The organism is Paenibacillus gansuensis, assembly GCF_042684925.1.
GTDB classification, from domain to species: Bacteria; Bacillota; Bacilli; order Paenibacillales; family DY6; genus Paenibacillus_N; species Paenibacillus_N gansuensis.
On sequence record NZ_JBHUME010000005.1, the window covers coordinates 732,891 to 749,317 of the forward strand.

Annotated in this window: 11 protein-coding genes; all 11 read left to right on the forward strand. The window is 50.0% G+C overall.

Translation table 11 applies throughout. The features are described from left to right. Positions 1-37 precede the first annotated feature (37 nt). On the forward strand, positions 38-514 hold the full coding sequence (locus ACFSUF_RS07525; protein WP_377601649.1) for a hypothetical protein: 477 nt from the start codon (positions 38-40) through the stop codon (positions 512-514). A gap of 197 nt (positions 515-711) precedes the next feature. Beyond that, entirely contained in the window at positions 712-3,072 is a 2,361-nt protein-coding gene (locus ACFSUF_RS07530) for a chondroitinase-B domain-containing protein (protein ID WP_377601650.1), read from the forward strand. A 27-nt stretch (positions 3,073-3,099) separates the two neighbouring features. Beyond that, complete coding sequence (locus tag ACFSUF_RS07535) at positions 3,100-6,636, forward strand: discoidin domain-containing protein (RefSeq protein WP_377601652.1); 3,537 nt, start codon at positions 3,100-3,102, stop codon at positions 6,634-6,636. Positions 6,637-6,876: 240 nt separating this feature from the next. After that, on the forward strand, positions 6,877-7,083 hold the full coding sequence (locus ACFSUF_RS07540) for a tautomerase family protein (protein ID WP_377601654.1): 207 nt from the start codon (positions 6,877-6,879) through the stop codon (positions 7,081-7,083). A gap of 4 nt (positions 7,084-7,087) precedes the next feature. Next, a complete protein-coding gene (locus ACFSUF_RS07545) occupies positions 7,088-8,029 on the forward strand; it encodes an ABC transporter permease (protein WP_377601781.1) in 942 nt (313 codons plus the stop codon). Positions 8,030-8,043: 14 nt separating this feature from the next. After that, positions 8,044-8,922 (forward strand): carbohydrate ABC transporter permease, encoded by an 879-nt coding sequence (locus tag ACFSUF_RS07550; protein WP_377601656.1) that lies wholly within the window; start codon positions 8,044-8,046, stop codon positions 8,920-8,922. A 162-nt stretch (positions 8,923-9,084) separates the two neighbouring features. Then, on the forward strand, positions 9,085-10,668 hold the full coding sequence (locus ACFSUF_RS07555; protein WP_377601658.1) for an extracellular solute-binding protein: 1,584 nt from the start codon (positions 9,085-9,087) through the stop codon (positions 10,666-10,668). A 73-nt stretch (positions 10,669-10,741) separates the two neighbouring features. Then, positions 10,742-11,782, forward strand: coding sequence for a response regulator transcription factor (locus tag ACFSUF_RS07560; protein WP_377601660.1), 1,041 nt, complete (start codon positions 10,742-10,744; stop codon positions 11,780-11,782). Further along, positions 11,782-13,596 (forward strand): cache domain-containing sensor histidine kinase, encoded by a 1,815-nt coding sequence (locus ACFSUF_RS07565; protein WP_377601662.1) that lies wholly within the window; start codon positions 11,782-11,784, stop codon positions 13,594-13,596. Before ACFSUF_RS07560 ends, ACFSUF_RS07565 begins: the two co-directional genes overlap by 1 nt. Continuing rightward, a complete protein-coding gene (locus tag ACFSUF_RS07570; protein WP_377601782.1) occupies positions 13,596-14,363 on the forward strand; it encodes an SDR family NAD(P)-dependent oxidoreductase in 768 nt (255 codons plus the stop codon). Before ACFSUF_RS07565 ends, ACFSUF_RS07570 begins: the two co-directional genes overlap by 1 nt. Next, positions 14,360-16,426 carry a heparinase II/III domain-containing protein gene (locus ACFSUF_RS07575; RefSeq protein WP_377601664.1) on the forward strand — a complete coding sequence of 689 codons (2,067 nt, stop codon included), beginning with the start codon at positions 14,360-14,362 and terminating at the stop codon, positions 16,424-16,426. The genes ACFSUF_RS07570 and ACFSUF_RS07575 overlap by 4 nt, the downstream gene beginning before the upstream one ends. The last annotated feature ends 1 nt before the right edge of the window (position 16,427 follow it).

Here is a 16,427-nt window from a genome sequence, read left to right on the forward strand (position 1 = left end):
AGAGTGAGAAAAGCACAGAAATTGGAGGAGTTTCATAATGAATAAGCTGTCATCCGGCGGTGGGCAAAGGATCAGGGGCATACTGCTTTGGCTGTTTGTGATAAATTTAGGGATTGCCTTTGGTGCAGGCTTATACGAAGGCAAAGTGGTCGTTTCTAATTGGGCGGGAACCTCCCCGATACTTTGGCCCAACACGGGCATTGAATTCTGGGCCTTTGTGACGACAGGTCCGCTGACGCTGCTTACCATTGCCAATGCCATTGCCGCCTGGAAAACAACCGGACCTAGAAGAAGCTGGTACCTCGCTGCCGTAGGGCTGATCATCATAGAAAGAGCTGCAACGTTCGGATATTTTATCCCGACGATGGTAGGGCTGTTGGGGAACGAGAGTTTATCGCAGGCGGAAGTCGATGCAACCTTAGCCCAATGGGCGGCCTGGAATTATGTAAGGCACGCTTTGAATTTCGCAGGGTGGTTGTCTGCTCTTAAAGCATTGCAAAAGAGTCATTCCTAACCGGAATGGCTCTTTTTCATAGATAAGGGAATCCGCAGCCAAAAAAAATACAAACACACACAAAGAAAACACAATCGCTTTTTACAGCAAGTTGTTATAATTTGGACTGCAAGACGGTCGAACTATAGGAGAAAGGAGGCTCTTGGGAGTAGAAATGTAAGCGTTTTACTCAAAATTGAATATTAGGAGATGAAGTTATGTTTATGGCCCATAGCAACGGAAACCGAAATGCCTTCGGCTGGATTCAGATGTTGTTGTCACTTCTCCTTCTGCTTACGCTGTTCCCATCCGCAAAGCAAGTATACGCTGCATCCTTGTTTTCCGATGATTTTGAAACCGCATCCGCTTTTCCATATAACTCTTGGACCAACGCAAGTTCGAACGGAAGCTGGAGTATCGTAACGGACGGAACGAAGGCGGTGAGCCAAACTTCCACTGGAAATACCTTTCTTGCCACTAATGGTCAGTCCGCTTGGTCCAACTACACTTACTCCGCAAAAGTGAAAACAGGCTCCACCGCTGTTCGGAACGGGATCGTAGCCAGGTACCAGAACAGCAACAACTACTATTTCCTCATTATGTACAACGGCAGCCTGCTTCTGAACAAGAAAGTGGCAGGAAGCACCTCAACAATCCAACAAGTTTCCTTCACTGCCAATACCAGTACTTTTTATGAACTAAAATTAGAGGTCAACGGTACGTCCCTAAAAGGCTATGTTGACGGAGTTCTGATGGTTCAAGGTACGGAAGCGAGTTTGACTTCAGGCAAAATCGGATTTTATGCGAACGGCGTATCCGCCTTTGATGAGGTTTTGGTTGACGGGAATGCCCCTAGTTCGGATACGTCCGCACCTTCGGCGATAACCAATCTCGCTGCAGGGAACCCGACTTCCTCTTCAGTCCAATTGAGTTGGACGGCACCCGGAGATGACGGCAACACAGGGACCGCTTCATCCTATGACGTACGCTACAGTTTAGCTCCCATAACCGATTCCAATTTTTCCTCAGCGTCTCAAGCAGCCAATGAGCCTGCTCCCCTGGTATCAGGCACAAATCAAACGTTTACCGTTTCCGGCCTGAATGCCTCCACAACGTATTATTTTGCAATCCAAACCAAAGATGAAGCAGGGAACGCTTCAGCTGTTTCCAACTCGGTAAGTGCAACATCCGCAGCGGGAACCAGCGGCGGGGGAAATACAGTGAATGTCTCTACGTCTGCTCAGCTGGACACGGCGATAGCCAATGCTGCGGCAGGCACAACGATAGTTGTGGCGGATGGAACCTACACTAAGAGCGGTTCTTTCTCAATTAGCAACAAGAACGGCACCTCAGCCAGCCCGATTACGATAAAAGCTGCGAACAGGAACATGGCTGTTATCTCCGGGAGTGCCTATTTCACAGTTACCAATTCATCCTATATTGTGTTGGAAGGCTTCAAATTTACGAATACAGGAAACTCAGCCATAAAATTAACGAGCTCCAGCTATATTCGGATGACCAGAAACCATTTCCGACTGACAGAGAACGGCTCTTCCCTGAAGTGGCTCTATATCGGCGGGGCGAACAGCCATCATAACCGGATCGACCACAATCTGTTTGAAGAAAAGCATGACCTGGGCAATTTCATCACGTTTGACGGTTCGAGTACGCAGGTATCCCAATACGATGTGGTAGAATACAACCATTTCCGCAATATCGGCCCGAGGGCGACGAATGAAATGGAAGCGATTCGTGTGGGTTGGAGCGAAATCTCGATGTCCGACGGATACATTACTTTGCAATATAATTTGTTTGAAGGCTGTGACGGCGATCCGGAAATCGTGTCCATTAAGAGCGGCAAAAATATATTCCGTTACAACACGATTCGGAACTCTCAAGGCGTAGTTTCGTCCAGGCATGGTAACGGAAACAGCTTTTATGGAAATTTCTTTCTCGGGGACGGTACGAAAGCAGGGTTGGGCGGCATTCGTATCTATGGGCAGGACCATAAAATTTATAACAACTATTTTGAAGGCTTAACCGGGTCCGGGTACGACGCTGCGATCGCAATCGACGGCGGAGACGTGGATACCAGCGGCGCACTGAATGCGCATTGGCGGGTATACCGTGCCGAAATTACCAATAACACGCTTGTAAACAATGTTACAGGAATTGAAATCGGTAAAAATTACTCACTAGCCCCGGTGGACAGTAAAATCGCAAACAACGTAATCAAAGGGTCTGCCGGCAAACTGATCAATGAGTATAAAGCTCCGGTCAATATGCTTTATGAAGGGAATATCGCTTTCCCGACCGGCACGGCTGCCGTAGGCATTACCGCAACTAGTTCACAGGTGAGACAAGTGGACCCTCTGTTATCCACGGTCGACGAGCTGCAAAAGCTAAGCGCGGGAAGCCCGGCGATTAATGCTTCCTCAGGAACGTATACGTATATAACGGACGACATGGATGGTCATGTGCGAAGCGGCGGAGCGGATACCGGTGCCGACGAGTATAGTACGGCAGCTGTGTCCAGGGTCCCTCTCAACGGCGCTTCAGTAGGAACGAATGCTCCTTAAATTGGATCAGAGGGAAAGAGGTTGTTTATGAGAAACAATGTAAATGTTTGGAAATCACGCTTTGTCCTTTTTGGGATGGCGTTGACGCTGTCCCTGCCGCTGCAGGGGCCGGTTCTAACGGCGGGAGCGGAAGCAAGCAGAAGTGTTGCTGCCACTATCGTTGCAAGTGCGGATGTGGCGGTCGATATTGCGGCACCGGCCGTTTCATGGGATACGAAGACATCACCTACCGCTTCGGAAGGGAATTTTACGATCAAAAGCTCTGCTGACGGGACCCAGGGGCGGATCGCCTATTATAAGTTCCCGGTTCCGGCGGAATACTTGGCCCCGGAACCCGGGATTTCTTATGAATTTGCTTTTAAGCTGAATGCCAAATGGGGTTCGAACACGCCGCAGGTGCCGGTTCCCTTTGATGTTTACGGTTTGGCTGACGACAACTGGGAAGAAACGTCAAGGAACTGGACGAATTCGTCCAATCACCCTGCGGACCGGGTTGAAGTGAGCGGTATCGGGAAGTCTGCTTTTTACATTGGAACCTTTACTGTGAATACAGGCACGAATACGGTATATTCCATATCAACGCCGGATTTAAACAGTTTTATGGCAGCGCATGGAGGGGATGGGAACGTATCTTTTCTTGCCATCGACTCTCAAGGATTGAACAAAAATGTAACCTTATCTTCCAAGGAAACAGCAAGCACCAGTATCTTGAAACCGACGCTAGAAGTGACCCGTCTTACCGAGACGCCAGATGAGGCGCCCCCTTCCTGGCCGGAGGGAACCAGGTTGACGGTGACCAATTACGGCAAGGATTTTGCTCAGCTTACCTGGACACCGGCTGCCGATAATCAAGCGGTCACGGAGTATCAAGTGTATGCCAACGATGCCTTGCTCGGCACGGTGACCGGGAGTACGTACTATACGGCCCAAGGCCTGACACCGTCTAGTGTCTATACGTTCCGGATTGAAGCCAGGGATGCAGCCGGGCTATCCAGCACAGGGGGACCGGCAGTTACAAAAACCACATTAAGCGAAGATATCGTGTCCTACCCGGTTAGCGAGGTGGAGGCCAGTTCGACCGACGGCAATTTGCCTGCGAACACGATCGATGGAAATCTGACAACAAGATGGTCTTCCTTTGCCAGAGACGGAGAATGGATACAGTATGATCTTGGCAACGTTCAGGAAATCGGCTATCTCGGTATTGCGTTCCATAACGGCTCCAGCCGGACTTCCCGGTTTGATCTCGAGGTGTCCCATGATGCCATCAACTGGACATCTGTGTACACCGGTTCCAGCAGCGGGCTGACGACTGCATTGGAAGCTTTTAATTTCCCGGATGTTCAGGCTAGGTATGTACGCTATATCGGACATGGCAATACATCGAATCTGTACAACAGCTTAACGGAGGTGCAAATCTATAAGCCGCATCCGGCAGGGGATATGCCTGTGGCTGTGGTGCCTTCCTTTACCCCTGGACCTCCAGCAGGCACTGTGCCTTATACAAAGGCAGGGTTTTATCATCCGGATGGAACGGGATATACCCCTCACATTCCGAATCCGGTAACCGGCCGAACCATCAATGTCGTTGATTTCGGAGCGGATCGTGAGGATTCTGCGTCGGACGACAGGGGTGCTTTGCAGGCTGCTATTGACGCTGCACAGCCCGGTGACGAGGTGTATCTGCCGGACGGGATTTATAATCTCAATAGCGCTGCTTCGGACGGGGCGTCCAATCTTTTGCTGAAGAGCGGGGTGAATGTTCGGGGCGAGTCGCAGCAGGGTACCGTCCTGAAAACCAATTTTAACTTGTTAAATAACAGTACCGTTCTAAAGGCCGTTAACCAGCACGATATTCTGGTGTCAAATTTGCTGATCACGTCAACATGGAACGGTCAATATTCCAATAATCATCAGGTAGCCAACCCCGACAAAGGCGGTCCGCAATATGGGATTACGATATCTGATTTCGGCAGCAAGGCATCGTACAGAATTACAATCGACTCCGTAACGGTGGAAAAGTTCGAGCGGATGGGGGTTCGGATCTCCAACAGCCGTGAAATTACCGTGCGGGGAAGTACATTCCGGAATGCGACGGATGTGGCCGGGGGAGGCGCCGGGTATGGCGTATCGATCCAAGGAACCGCGAAAACCGACAGGCTGGGTTACGATAACGATACCCTGTTCAATCTTGTGGAACATAACCGGTTTGAAGGGCCTTATCTGCGCCATGGAACCCTGTTGCAATTTTATGCGCATAACAATCTTATTCGTGAGAACACCTATACAGGGACTGTGCTGGACTCCATTGATCTCCACGGCGAAGATGAGTATTTGAATGAAATTCACGGCAACCTCATCAGCGGTGTCTTAACCGGAGCCGGGATCGGCGTGGGCAACACCGGCGGAACGGCGCCTAGCAACCATGATGCCGCAGGGCCGGGGAATTACATTCATCACAACCGGATTGAAAATTCCCGTGAAGGAATTAAAGTCCATATGGGCTCACGCGACACAAGAATCGAGTACAACACGATCCAAAATACGGTTTCCGTCGTGGATGCCAAGGGGATCTATCTGCAAAATGCGCCCGGGACGATCGTAAAGAGCAATGTAATACGCAACAATACGGCGGTAGACTACACCGGCATCGTGCTGGCTGAAGACTTAGGTGACGCCAATGCGGGCAGTATCGGAGCAGGAATTCCTCAGAAGGTGCAGATTTTTAATAATGCCATTACCGGTAACGTGAATGGAATCCGCATCGAAGCAGGTACAGGAATCAGGGTGGAAAATAACCTGTTGGAAAATTCCGGAGTAAACTACGAGTCCTATCCCGGGACGGACGTCATCTATGTAGAGCCGCCTATCGCCGCGATTCCGGGTGAAGGCGTTGTCATTGGCCAGGAAGCGGCAGATGTAACGAAGAATCAGCTCGCAGACGGCGGGAACGGAATTCAGGTCCTATTGAATGACGAACTTCTTGAGCAGGCGATGCTCAGGTTGAAGGCACAAGAAAGCACGGTCCGTAAAATAACCCTATCCGTTTCGGATACAGTGGACGCCGTTCAAGTGAAATTGCCGGGGCGTGTTTTAGCGAATGCCCAAAAAGAACTGCCGGGACTGCATATTTACATTCAAACGAATACGGCGGGATACGAGCTGCCTGTCCTTGCTCTTAAGGACCATCTGACCGAGTTAGCGGACGGCTGGTATGTGACTATCAGTATGAAGAAAGTTCCTCAAACGGATGGATCCGGCGGGGAAGCGGGGCTGTCAAGTAACGACGCTTTCTTATTGGTCCTGCCGGTACTGTTCAACTTAAGCATCGAATCCGGCGGAGTCGTGAAAGAGATCGAGTCTGCTAATCAATTCATTACACTTTCGTTTACCTTGGGCACCCCGCCTGCTCCCAAGTTCGTCACCGGGGGCATATTGGAGCCGGAAACGGGAAGGTACCGTTTGGTCCCTGTCCTCGTTAAAGAGGAGAACGGAGCGGTGACAGCAGTAATGAAGAGTAAAACAAACGGGACGTTTGCCGTTCTTTCCAAACCTGTATCGTAAACTCGGATTACATTAACAGAATAGCAGCCCGGCAGGCCGGACTCCCGGGGGATGATTCATCCCCGGGAAGGCTTGCCGGGCCTATTTACGTCTTCATGCAATAGAAGGTTTACCTTCATCTTGTTGCGGGTGACCTAAAAAAAACACAAGACCGGAAAAAGCGAACCCATAGCTGGCAATGAAGAAGGCGCTTACACTAAGAGTGTGGCAGTCAATCTTTTTACAGAAAGGAAGGAACCTATGCCTGAGATTACGATCAAAATGTATGAGGGACGCACTCAGGAGCAGAAAGCAGAAATAGTAGAGGTGTTTACCCGAGAACTTTCAAGGATCATCTATCGCGAACCCGAGTTTATTTCCATCACCTTTGAGGAAATCCCGCTGGATGACAATGCGCCTGAACATTTAAAACAGGCGAAAAGGCCGGGGGGAGGCAGCTGTGGCTAAAGTAATGATAGCTGAACGGCTCGGTCACCGAGCTAGAGTGAAAAGTTCACTTCTCCAATCCATGTGGCAGTACAAGACGCTGTACCTCCTGGCTTTACCGGGAATTATCTACTTTATTATCTTTAAATATGTGCCGTTGGCCGGGTCAGTCATTGCTTTTCAGGACTACAACATCTTCAAGGGAATGTTCGGAAGCGAATGGGTCGGTTTCGATCAATTTCGGGCTATGTTTGAGCACTACGACTTCCTGCGGATTCTGAAGAACACACTTCTGATTGGCCTGTATGACACGATCATCGCGTTTCCGGCACCGATTATCCTGGCCTTGCTGCTGAACGAGCTTAGGCTGGTGCTGTACAAACGGGTTCTCCAAACTATTGTATATATGCCTCATTTTCTGTCCTGGGTTGTTGTCAGCGGAATCGCAGTCGGGATTCTTTCGCCCTCCACCGGTGCGGTAAACCACTTCTTGGGCTGGTTCGGGATGGAGCCGATTTATTTCCTGGGAGAAGAATCCTACATCCGTACGATTCTGGTATCTTCCGGCATTTGGAGGGACAGCGGATACGGCACGATCATCTATCTCGCAGCGTTGGCAAGCATCAATCCGGACCTGTACGAGGCGGCCGAAGTAGACGGAGCGGGGCGTTGGAGGCAGACCCTTTCCATCACACTGCCTGCCTTGCTGCCTACGATCATGATTTTGTTTTTGCTTCATATCGGTAAGTTTCTGGATTTCGGTTTTGAGAGGGTCATTGTGTTTCTGAATCCGCTGAATACGCAGAATGGCGAGATCCTTGACACCTATATCTATCAAGCAGGACTTTTGCAGCAGCAGTACAGCTATACAACCGCAATGGGATTGTTTAAATCAGTGGTGGGTCTTGTGCTGGTGCTGATCGGGAATTATTTCAGTAAAAAAACCACCGGCGAAGGCTTGTATTAGGAGGCAAACCCCGCATGCACAGAATCACTCCGGGCCAAAAAGTATTCAACGTATTCAATATGACGTTATTGACTTTACTTGCACTTTGTATGTTTTTGCCTTTCGTCAATGTGCTCGCCCAATCGCTTAGTTCTTCCACTGCGGTAACTACCGGTAAAGTAACCTTTTTGCCGGTCGAATTCACATGGATCAATTACCAATATGTATTCAGCAATGCTCCCATCTGGCGCGCTTTCGGTGTAACTGTTTACATTACCGTACTTGGTACTCTGATTAACCTAGCTGCAACCGCATCGTTAGCATATCCGGTGTCCCGCCAGGAATTTATCGGACGCAAATACGTCGTGCTGCTTGTCCTAATCACCATGGTATTCAGCGCACCGCTGATTCCAAACTTCATCCTGATCAAGGAACTCGGCATGATGAACTCGCTGTGGGCCCTTATGATCCCGGGAGCCATTTCTGCGTTTAACTTTTTTGTAATGAGGTCCTTCTTTATGCAAATTCCGGGCGAGTTGATCGACTCTGCGCGAATCGACGGGTGCGGCGAGTTGAGGATTCTGTGGAATATCGTCCTCCCGCTGTCTAAGCCGGTCATGGCTTCGCTTGGTATCTTTTACGCCGTCGGCCATTGGAATACATTCCAATCCGCACTTTATTACATCAATAAGCCGAGCTTATGGCCTTTGCAAGTGAAGCTGCGCCAAATGATCACGGCGGACGATATTGCGATCGATCCTTCCTCCTCTCAGTTCAGCGACCTTGCCCACTCTTCACCGGAAGGCATCAAGATGGCGGTCATTATCGTTGCAACGATTCCGATCATTATGATTTATCCTTTTCTGCAGCGGCATTTTGTAAAGGGATTATTGATCGGTTCCATCAAATCCTAGAAACCGGTGTCTGCGGCCTGCTAAAGAAAACACAAATCGATACAAAGAGGCTCCATTGTGAAGAAGAGCAGAGGCCACTTACAATAAATGACATAGTGATGTAAGCGCTATCTTAAAAAGGGCTTTTCACTTATAATGACCTTAGGGAAAGAGGGGACGGGTATGAAGAAGTGGGCTGCAATGGTTCTGGCTGGCGTACTGGCTACGGGGATGTTGGCCGGCTGTGCGAAAGAAACGGCGGAACCGGTTAAGGGTAACAAAACAGAAGGCAACAAGGTGGAAGAGGTGAAACCGCCGGAAAAGACGAAGTTTTCGATCTCTATGCGTACCTTGAATTTTAATTACGTTGAAAACTCATCTGATATCAACCAGGACAAATGGGTGAAGAAAACCGAAGAATTAACGGACACGGATCTGGACATTGTGCTTGTACCGCACAAGGATTTCGAGCAGAAGATGATCCAAATGTTCGCCACGAATGATATTCCTGATGTGGTACAAGGAAGCGGCGGCGTGAACGGGAAGGAAATGGCAGGTTCCGTACAGGCGGGCGTGTTCCAGCCTCTGGATGAGCTGCTCCAGAAGTACGGCCAGAATCTGCTGGCGAAAATTCCAAAGGACGTATGGGCTAACGTATCGTACGAAGGCAAGATTTATGCGATTCCGGAGTGGTTGTCGAATCCATCCCGCCGCGCTACCTGGATCCGCCAGGATTTGCTGGAGAAGGCCGGGCTTCCTGTGCCGAAGACAGTGGAAGAGTACTTGACGGTACTGCGCAAGTTCAAAGAGCTCGGTGTGGAAAACCCTTATATGGGTCGTGAGAATTTCCGTTATTCGGATACGTTCTTCGGAGCATATGACGTATTCCCTTACCTCTCCATGTTTGAACAGCAGGGTGATCAGGTCGTGCCGAAATTCATGGATAATGAAAATATGATGAAGGCGCTGACCACGTACAAAACGATGTACGATGAAGGGCTGATCAACAAAGAGTTCGCTACCATCAACCCGACGAAATTCAAGGAAACGATTCTCGCGGGCAAAGCGGGCATCTGGACCATGAACGCAAACGAGCTTCTTCAATGGGAAAAGCAGCTGAAAGCGAGTGTTCCTACAGCTAAGCTGGCGATCATCCCTTCTCCGACAGGTCCGGATGGCAAAGGCGGGCATTACTTGTACGGATCGGTGCCGCGTGCTTATTTCATTAACAAGAACGTAAAGAACCCGGAAGGCATTATTAAATTCTTTGATTGGATGGTTAGCGACGAAGCGGAGAAATTCTTCACGTTCGGTATTGAAGGCGAAAATTATACAGTGGACAACGGTACGATCAATTACAAAGCACCGGTTACGCCGGAGGAAGTGGATGAGGAACGTTACCGCCAAGCATTCTTGTGGATGGTCCAGGATACTACTTATAACAAAGGTTCGTTGAGCCTGACTGAAGAAGGCAAAAAGCTCATGCAGCTGTATGACGATGTTCTGGCCAAAGAAGGCCGCGACGGCATTTCCTTCGAGCCCCGGCTTGAATCGCTCCAGAAAAATCCGGATATCTCCCCGATTTCCGACCAAGCGCCGCCGGTATTGCTGAATCATATGGTGAAAATGGTGTATGGCAAGGAACCGATCAGCAATTGGCCGAAAGTAGTTGATGAGTGGAAAGCCAAAGGCGGAAACGACGTCATTAAAGAAGCAACCGAGAAATTCAAAAACAAACAAGGCGTAATCGAATCGAGACGAAAATAAGAAAAGCCGTTATCGAATCGTAAACTTACCTCGCTTATGCGGTAAAAAACAGCCTCAAATAAGGAGTGTTCCGATGTACCGTGTGTTAATCGTAGACGACGAACCTATTATAAGGCAGAGTCTGGCCATGCTTGTTGGGGAACGGCATGATCTGGTTGCCGACATCCGCACCGCGGAGAATGGTTTGGAAGCGATGGAAACAATGGAGAAGGACACTCCTGATTTTGTTTTCACGGATATTCGAATGCCTAAGATGGACGGCATTGAACTGTGCCGCCAAGTGTCCCAATTGGGCATGGACCTGCAAATCGTTGTGGTGTCCGGATACGGGGATTTTGAATATGCCAGGCAATGTATGTCCTACGGGGTGAAAGAGTATCTTTTAAAACCGGTGTCCCGCGACAAAGTGCATCATATTTTGGAAAAGTTGGCTTCTGTCATGCAGAAACAGAACCTGTATTCCTGCCTTTCCATCACCCGGCTTGAGGATTTGGCCGATCAGATCGAAGAAGCCATATGGTCATTACGCAAGGACGTTTTAGCTGAACTGCTCGATGGGTGGCATGCAGAACTCTGCCGCTGCGAAGTAAAGCCAAAGCAAAAAATGGAACTGCTGCGTGAGCTCTACTGCCTGCTTGTTAAGAGACTGAACGGACGTGACGTCTACTTGTTCGAAGCGAAGGCCGGCTGCTTGGAAGGGGAAGGGATTGCAGACGCTTACGATACCTTTAGAGAAGCATTGGATGAAGTGTGCGTGAAGCTTCAGGCGAAACGCAAAGGGTATGTGAAGGACCCCGTGGAGGAATCTAAACTTTATATTGAATCCCATCTCGCAAAAGAGTCTTCCTTGGAAGAAGTAGCGGAAATGCTGGGTCTTAATCCGTCGTATTTCTCCCAGCTATTTAAGCAATCCACAGGAGAAACGTTTGTCCAGTACCGGATTCGCCGGCGAATGGAGAAGGCAAAGAAGTTGCTGCAGCTGCCTCACTACCGGATCACCGACATTACTTACGAGGTTGGATATGCGGATCACCCCCATTTTACCAAGACGTTCAAGAAGTATACGGGGTTGTCACCAACGGAATTCCGGCACAGTCTTGGGATGGATTGCTAATGAAAAGTTCGCTTGCCCGCCAAATCTTTATTTACTTTTTGATCGTGATCGTCATTTCTTTGGCCAGCGTCAGTCTGTTCAGTTACCTTCAGTCCTCCCGTGCGTTAGACCGCCAAATGGAGAAATATATCGCGCAGATGATCAACAATGCTTCTTACCAGACTGACTTGTATTTGGAAACGTATAAAGACGTCAGCAATTCGATTCTTTCCAACTTTGACGTCAAACATTTTCTCGATATGGCGCCGGATGACAGTTACGCTCATTTTTATTATTCTTCCCAGATCAAAAGTTACGTGCTCGAACCTGTTTCCATTCAATATCCCCAGATTAACCGGATTTATCTTATAGGTAATAACGGCCGGGCTGTGATGAACGGCACCCCTTTTGATACAAGTCATCAGCTCAAATGGTTATGGGAGAACACGCCGGAAACCGGGGAAATCGCTATTTTCACGGAAAAAATGTATCCCGGTCAATCCAATGTCATCACGCTTGCCCGCAGAATACGGGGGTACTCCTCCTACGAACCGAGCGGTGTGCTTGCAATTGAGCTAAAGGTGCAGGAGTTAACCCGAATCTGGAGATATATGGATCTGGGGGAGGAAGGCTACTTCTTCATCATGGATGCCGAGGGACGCTTTGTGTATCATCCTGAGGAAAAGCGGATCGGCGAGATTGCCGACGAATCTTTTAGAAACCATATGGACAGTGGCGAAGGCAGCTTTATCCATAAAGCCGAAGGCAGAAACAGACTGTACGTTACCCGCGCTTCCGATGAGTCCGGATGGAAGCTGACCTTGTCTATGCCGGTTGAAGAGCTGCGGGCCCCGATAGACACGATACGCACCACTACCATCATTGTAGGCCTTGTCACACTGGCTTTTGCGTTATGGCTGGCCTACCGGTTTGGCGAATCGATTGTGACCCCCATCCGTAAGCTCAAAGAAGGAATGAGAGAAACGGAAAAAGGGAACTGGCGGCGCATCGAGGGCACGGAACGGACGGATGAAATCGGGGGTTTGATGCGCAGCTACAACTTGATGGTGACCAGGCTGTCACAAATGATTGAGAGGGTATATGAAGCGGAGCTGGTGAACCAGAAGGCCGCATTGGCCCTTCAGGAAACTGAGCTGGAAAAGCAGAAAGCTGAATATCAGTCACTGCAGTTGCAGATTAACCCGCATTTTTTATATAACACCCTCGCAACGGTAGACGGCTATGCCATCGTTCAGAAGTCAGTGGAAATTTCGGAAATCGTGGAAGCGATGGCCTTTATGCTGCGTTACTCGCTTCAAACGAACTTGGAAGAGATTACGATAGCCAATGAATTGAATCATATCCGCAATTATTTAATGATTTTAAAGCACCGGATCGGTCGTGATTTTGAAATCGATGTCGCTGTAGCCCCGGATCTGCTGTTGGAAAAATGCGTAAGGCTGACTTTGCAGCCTTTGGTGGAGAATGCTTTCCAGCATGCTTTTCCAGACGGAATAGATGAGAACAGTGTCATTCGGATCGACGCGAAAGCGGAAGGCGGGTATTTCTATCTTATAGTGGAGGATAACGGGGCAGGATTGACCGCAGACCAGCTGCATGATCTACGGCAAAGGCTGAGCCAAAACCGGCTTGCTGAATCCTCCGGAGATACGCTGTACCACAGCGGAGGGATCGGCCTCATGAATGTAAACCGGCGGATTCAATTGGTTTTTGGAGAACAGTACGGGTTGCTTGTGGACAGCGAGGAGGGCCGCGGTACCCGTTTTACAATGAAAATGCCGGAACAAATCCATAGAAGGAGGACTTTAACATGATAGGGATAGATTTAGAGGGAAAGATTGCTTTGGTCACAGGCTCCAGCGGCGGAATCGGCAGGGCCTGTGCGCTTATGCTTGCCAAGGCAGGCGCTAAAGTGGCGGTGAATTATCTGGGGAGCAAGGCACAAGCTGAGGAAGCAGCGCAGGAAATCCGCCAGGCGGGCGGCGAGGCGGCAGTATTTCAAGCGGATGTTACCGTACCGGAGCAAATTGACGCGATGCTGCGCGGCATCCAAAAACAGCTTGGCGGCACGGTCGATCTTTTGGTGAATAATGCCGGCCATATGGTGCAGCGTGTACCGAATATTGAATTGACGGAAGAACATTACAGCCGGGTCATGGATGTCAATATGAAGAGCACGGCTTTTGTCTCGAAAGCGGTTTTGCCAGGTATGAGGGACAAAGGCTACGGAAGAATCGTCAACATGTCATCCGTGGCGGCTCATAACGGCGGCGGACCGGGTGCAAGTATATACGCGGCAAGCAAGGCTGCCATTCTTTCTTATACAAAAGGATTGGCGAAAGAAGCGGCGGGAAGTGGGATTACCGTGAATTGTGTTTCGCCCGGCTTTATCGGCAACACTGCGTTTCATGCTGCCTTTACGCCGGATGCCGCCCGCCAGGCGACAGTCAAGAGCATTCCTTTAGGCCGGGAGGGAACCCCTGAGGATGTGGCGGGAGCGGTCTTATTTCTTCTATCGGATCTGGCTTCTTACTTGACGGGCGAGACGATTGAAGTAAACGGAGGCATGTTCATGCGATGAGAATCTCCGAGAAGGCTAAGCGATACCGCTGGGCGGAAGAGACGTTAGGCACGCTGTCAAGGGAGCTGGATTTGCTTTTGGAGCAGGAGATGGTTATCCCTGCGGAACCGGGCGGATGGTGGCATCAATATGTTTGTCCGGTACATCATACGGAACTTGAGTTTGATCCTTATGAAACGGACGCCGTGGCCTTCCGCTGCCCTCATGGGTGTCATTTGGAAGGAGAGCCGTACCGCGGAGCCTGGTTGGTATTTAAACATCAATCGCTGGCGAGGTTCGCATTACAGGCTGCAGCTGTCTATGCAGGTACCGGAGAGCAGCGCTATGCTGAGCTCGGAAAGCAGATCATCGTCCGTTATGCGGAAATGTTCCCGAAGTATCCGGTCCATCCGGATGCGCAGCCTTGGATGCTCAAAGGACGGGCGTTTCATCAGGCTTTGACGGAGGCGATCTGGTCAACGACACTGCTCCGGGCCTTCCTGCTGCTTACGGATGAAGACATCACGTTCGCGGACGTTTTACCTGCCGTTGAACAGTTTCTGGATCTGCTGGAGCAAAGCATGGTCCAATACAGGCACATCCTCATTGACGTAAAGGATAATCCGGAGAACAATTATACCGCCTGGCTGAACGCCTCTCTGTCTTGTATCTATGCGATTCGCGGAGATAAAGACAAATTAGCCGGCCTCGTGGAGGGAAAAGGCGGAATTCTTCATCATCTGGATATTGGTGTTAACCGGGATGGCTTTGAATTTGAGGGGTCGACGTATTATCACGTATTCGTACTGAGGGCTTACCTCATCGCGGCCGAGATGGCTGAGAGAGCGGGCTTGGATCTATACGAGGCTGCAGGGGCCGGAGGACAGACCTTTCGGTCCATGTTCGATGCTTTGGCCGGACTATCCAATGATCATGGGATTCTTCCCGCCCTGCATGACGGTCCTTATCGTCGAACCCCATACAGCAGGGAAATTGCAGAGGTAGTGGAAATCGGATTGAGCCGTTACCGGAACCTTTCCTATGTGCCTTTGCTTGGCGCGGCATACGAACATTTGTTTGGGAACCGTGTCCGCGGCGGTCTTGAAGCACTACTGTTTGGTGTGGACGAATGGGATCTGGGGCAAAGATACGGGCCGCGCGAAAGCCTGCTCCTGCCGGAAACCGGATTCGCGGTGCTGCGGCACCCGGAGTCTCCGCTGTCCGTTCTGGCGGATTTTGGTCCGCACGGAGGTTCGCACGGGCATTTTGATAAATTGCATATTAGCCTTAGCCATACATTAGGAGACTTATCACCTGATTTCGGTATGGTGCCCTACGGTTCCGCGCTCAGAAAGGAATGGTACGCGGAGACCGCCAGCCACAATACGGTCTCGGTGAACGGGATTTCGCAGGCTCCCCATAGGGGAGAGTGTATCCGGTTCGAGACATTGGAGAGAGGTGCTTTCCTTCATCTTCGTTCCAGCGGCGCCTATGAAGGATGTGTGATGGACCGGCGTTTGCTTCTGACTGGTTCCTGGCTTTTGGATTGGTTTGAAGTGGAGCTGGAAGATGCCGGCACCATAGATTGGCATTTGTACAGCGCTGCAGGTTTGATTCCCGGTGATAGGGATGGAAACAAAGTCCAGTGGGTTCCTGTGTCTTCGGACGATTGGCATGATCGCAAGATGAATCCTTATATTAAGCCTCTATTATGCCTTCACGGATGCAGCTCCGGAAGCCAAGCCGACTTTCAACTGCGCCAAGTATCCCAGGAACAAACCAACGGCAACGTAACAATGTCACTGTGGTTGGAAGGAAATTCTGAGGTTACGACCGTTACTGCACCGGGTCCTGCAGATGATCCCAGCCGGGAAACAGAAGGTTTAATCTATCGTCAACTCGGGACGAAAGCTCGTTTCATCGCAATATATACGTCAGGCCCGGAACGGGCTGTGTTAGGTTGGAAGCAAGGGACTGACGGGATCCCGGTACTCCATATTACCCTAAACGGGCAAACGGATGAAATCGCAGCAGATCATCATACGGGGTTACCCGAAGCCATTACAACAATACGGAGGTCTTAAT

Bases quoted from the DNA above. Each gene is read 5' to 3' on its own strand.
- ACFSUF_RS07530 (WP_377601650.1), top strand. From the start codon at position 712: ATGTTTATGGCCCATAGCAACGGAAACCGAAATGCCTTCGGCTGGATT.
- ACFSUF_RS07550 (WP_377601656.1), top strand. From the start codon at position 8,044: ATGCACAGAATCACTCCGGGCCAAAAAGTATTCAACGTATTCAATATG.
- ACFSUF_RS07540 (WP_377601654.1), top strand. From the start codon at position 6,877: ATGCCTGAGATTACGATCAAAATGTATGAGGGACGCACTCAGGAGCAG.
- ACFSUF_RS07565 (WP_377601662.1), top strand. From the start codon at position 11,782: ATGAAAAGTTCGCTTGCCCGCCAAATCTTTATTTACTTTTTGATCGTG.
- ACFSUF_RS07575 (WP_377601664.1), top strand. From the start codon at position 14,360: ATGAGAATCTCCGAGAAGGCTAAGCGATACCGCTGGGCGGAAGAGACG.
- ACFSUF_RS07525 (WP_377601649.1), top strand. From the start codon at position 38: ATGAATAAGCTGTCATCCGGCGGTGGGCAAAGGATCAGGGGCATACTG.
- ACFSUF_RS07535 (WP_377601652.1), top strand. From the start codon at position 3,100: ATGAGAAACAATGTAAATGTTTGGAAATCACGCTTTGTCCTTTTTGGG.
- ACFSUF_RS07560 (WP_377601660.1), top strand. From the start codon at position 10,742: ATGTACCGTGTGTTAATCGTAGACGACGAACCTATTATAAGGCAGAGT.
- ACFSUF_RS07555 (WP_377601658.1), top strand. From the start codon at position 9,085: ATGAAGAAGTGGGCTGCAATGGTTCTGGCTGGCGTACTGGCTACGGGG.
- ACFSUF_RS07545 (WP_377601781.1), top strand. From the start codon at position 7,088: ATGATAGCTGAACGGCTCGGTCACCGAGCTAGAGTGAAAAGTTCACTT.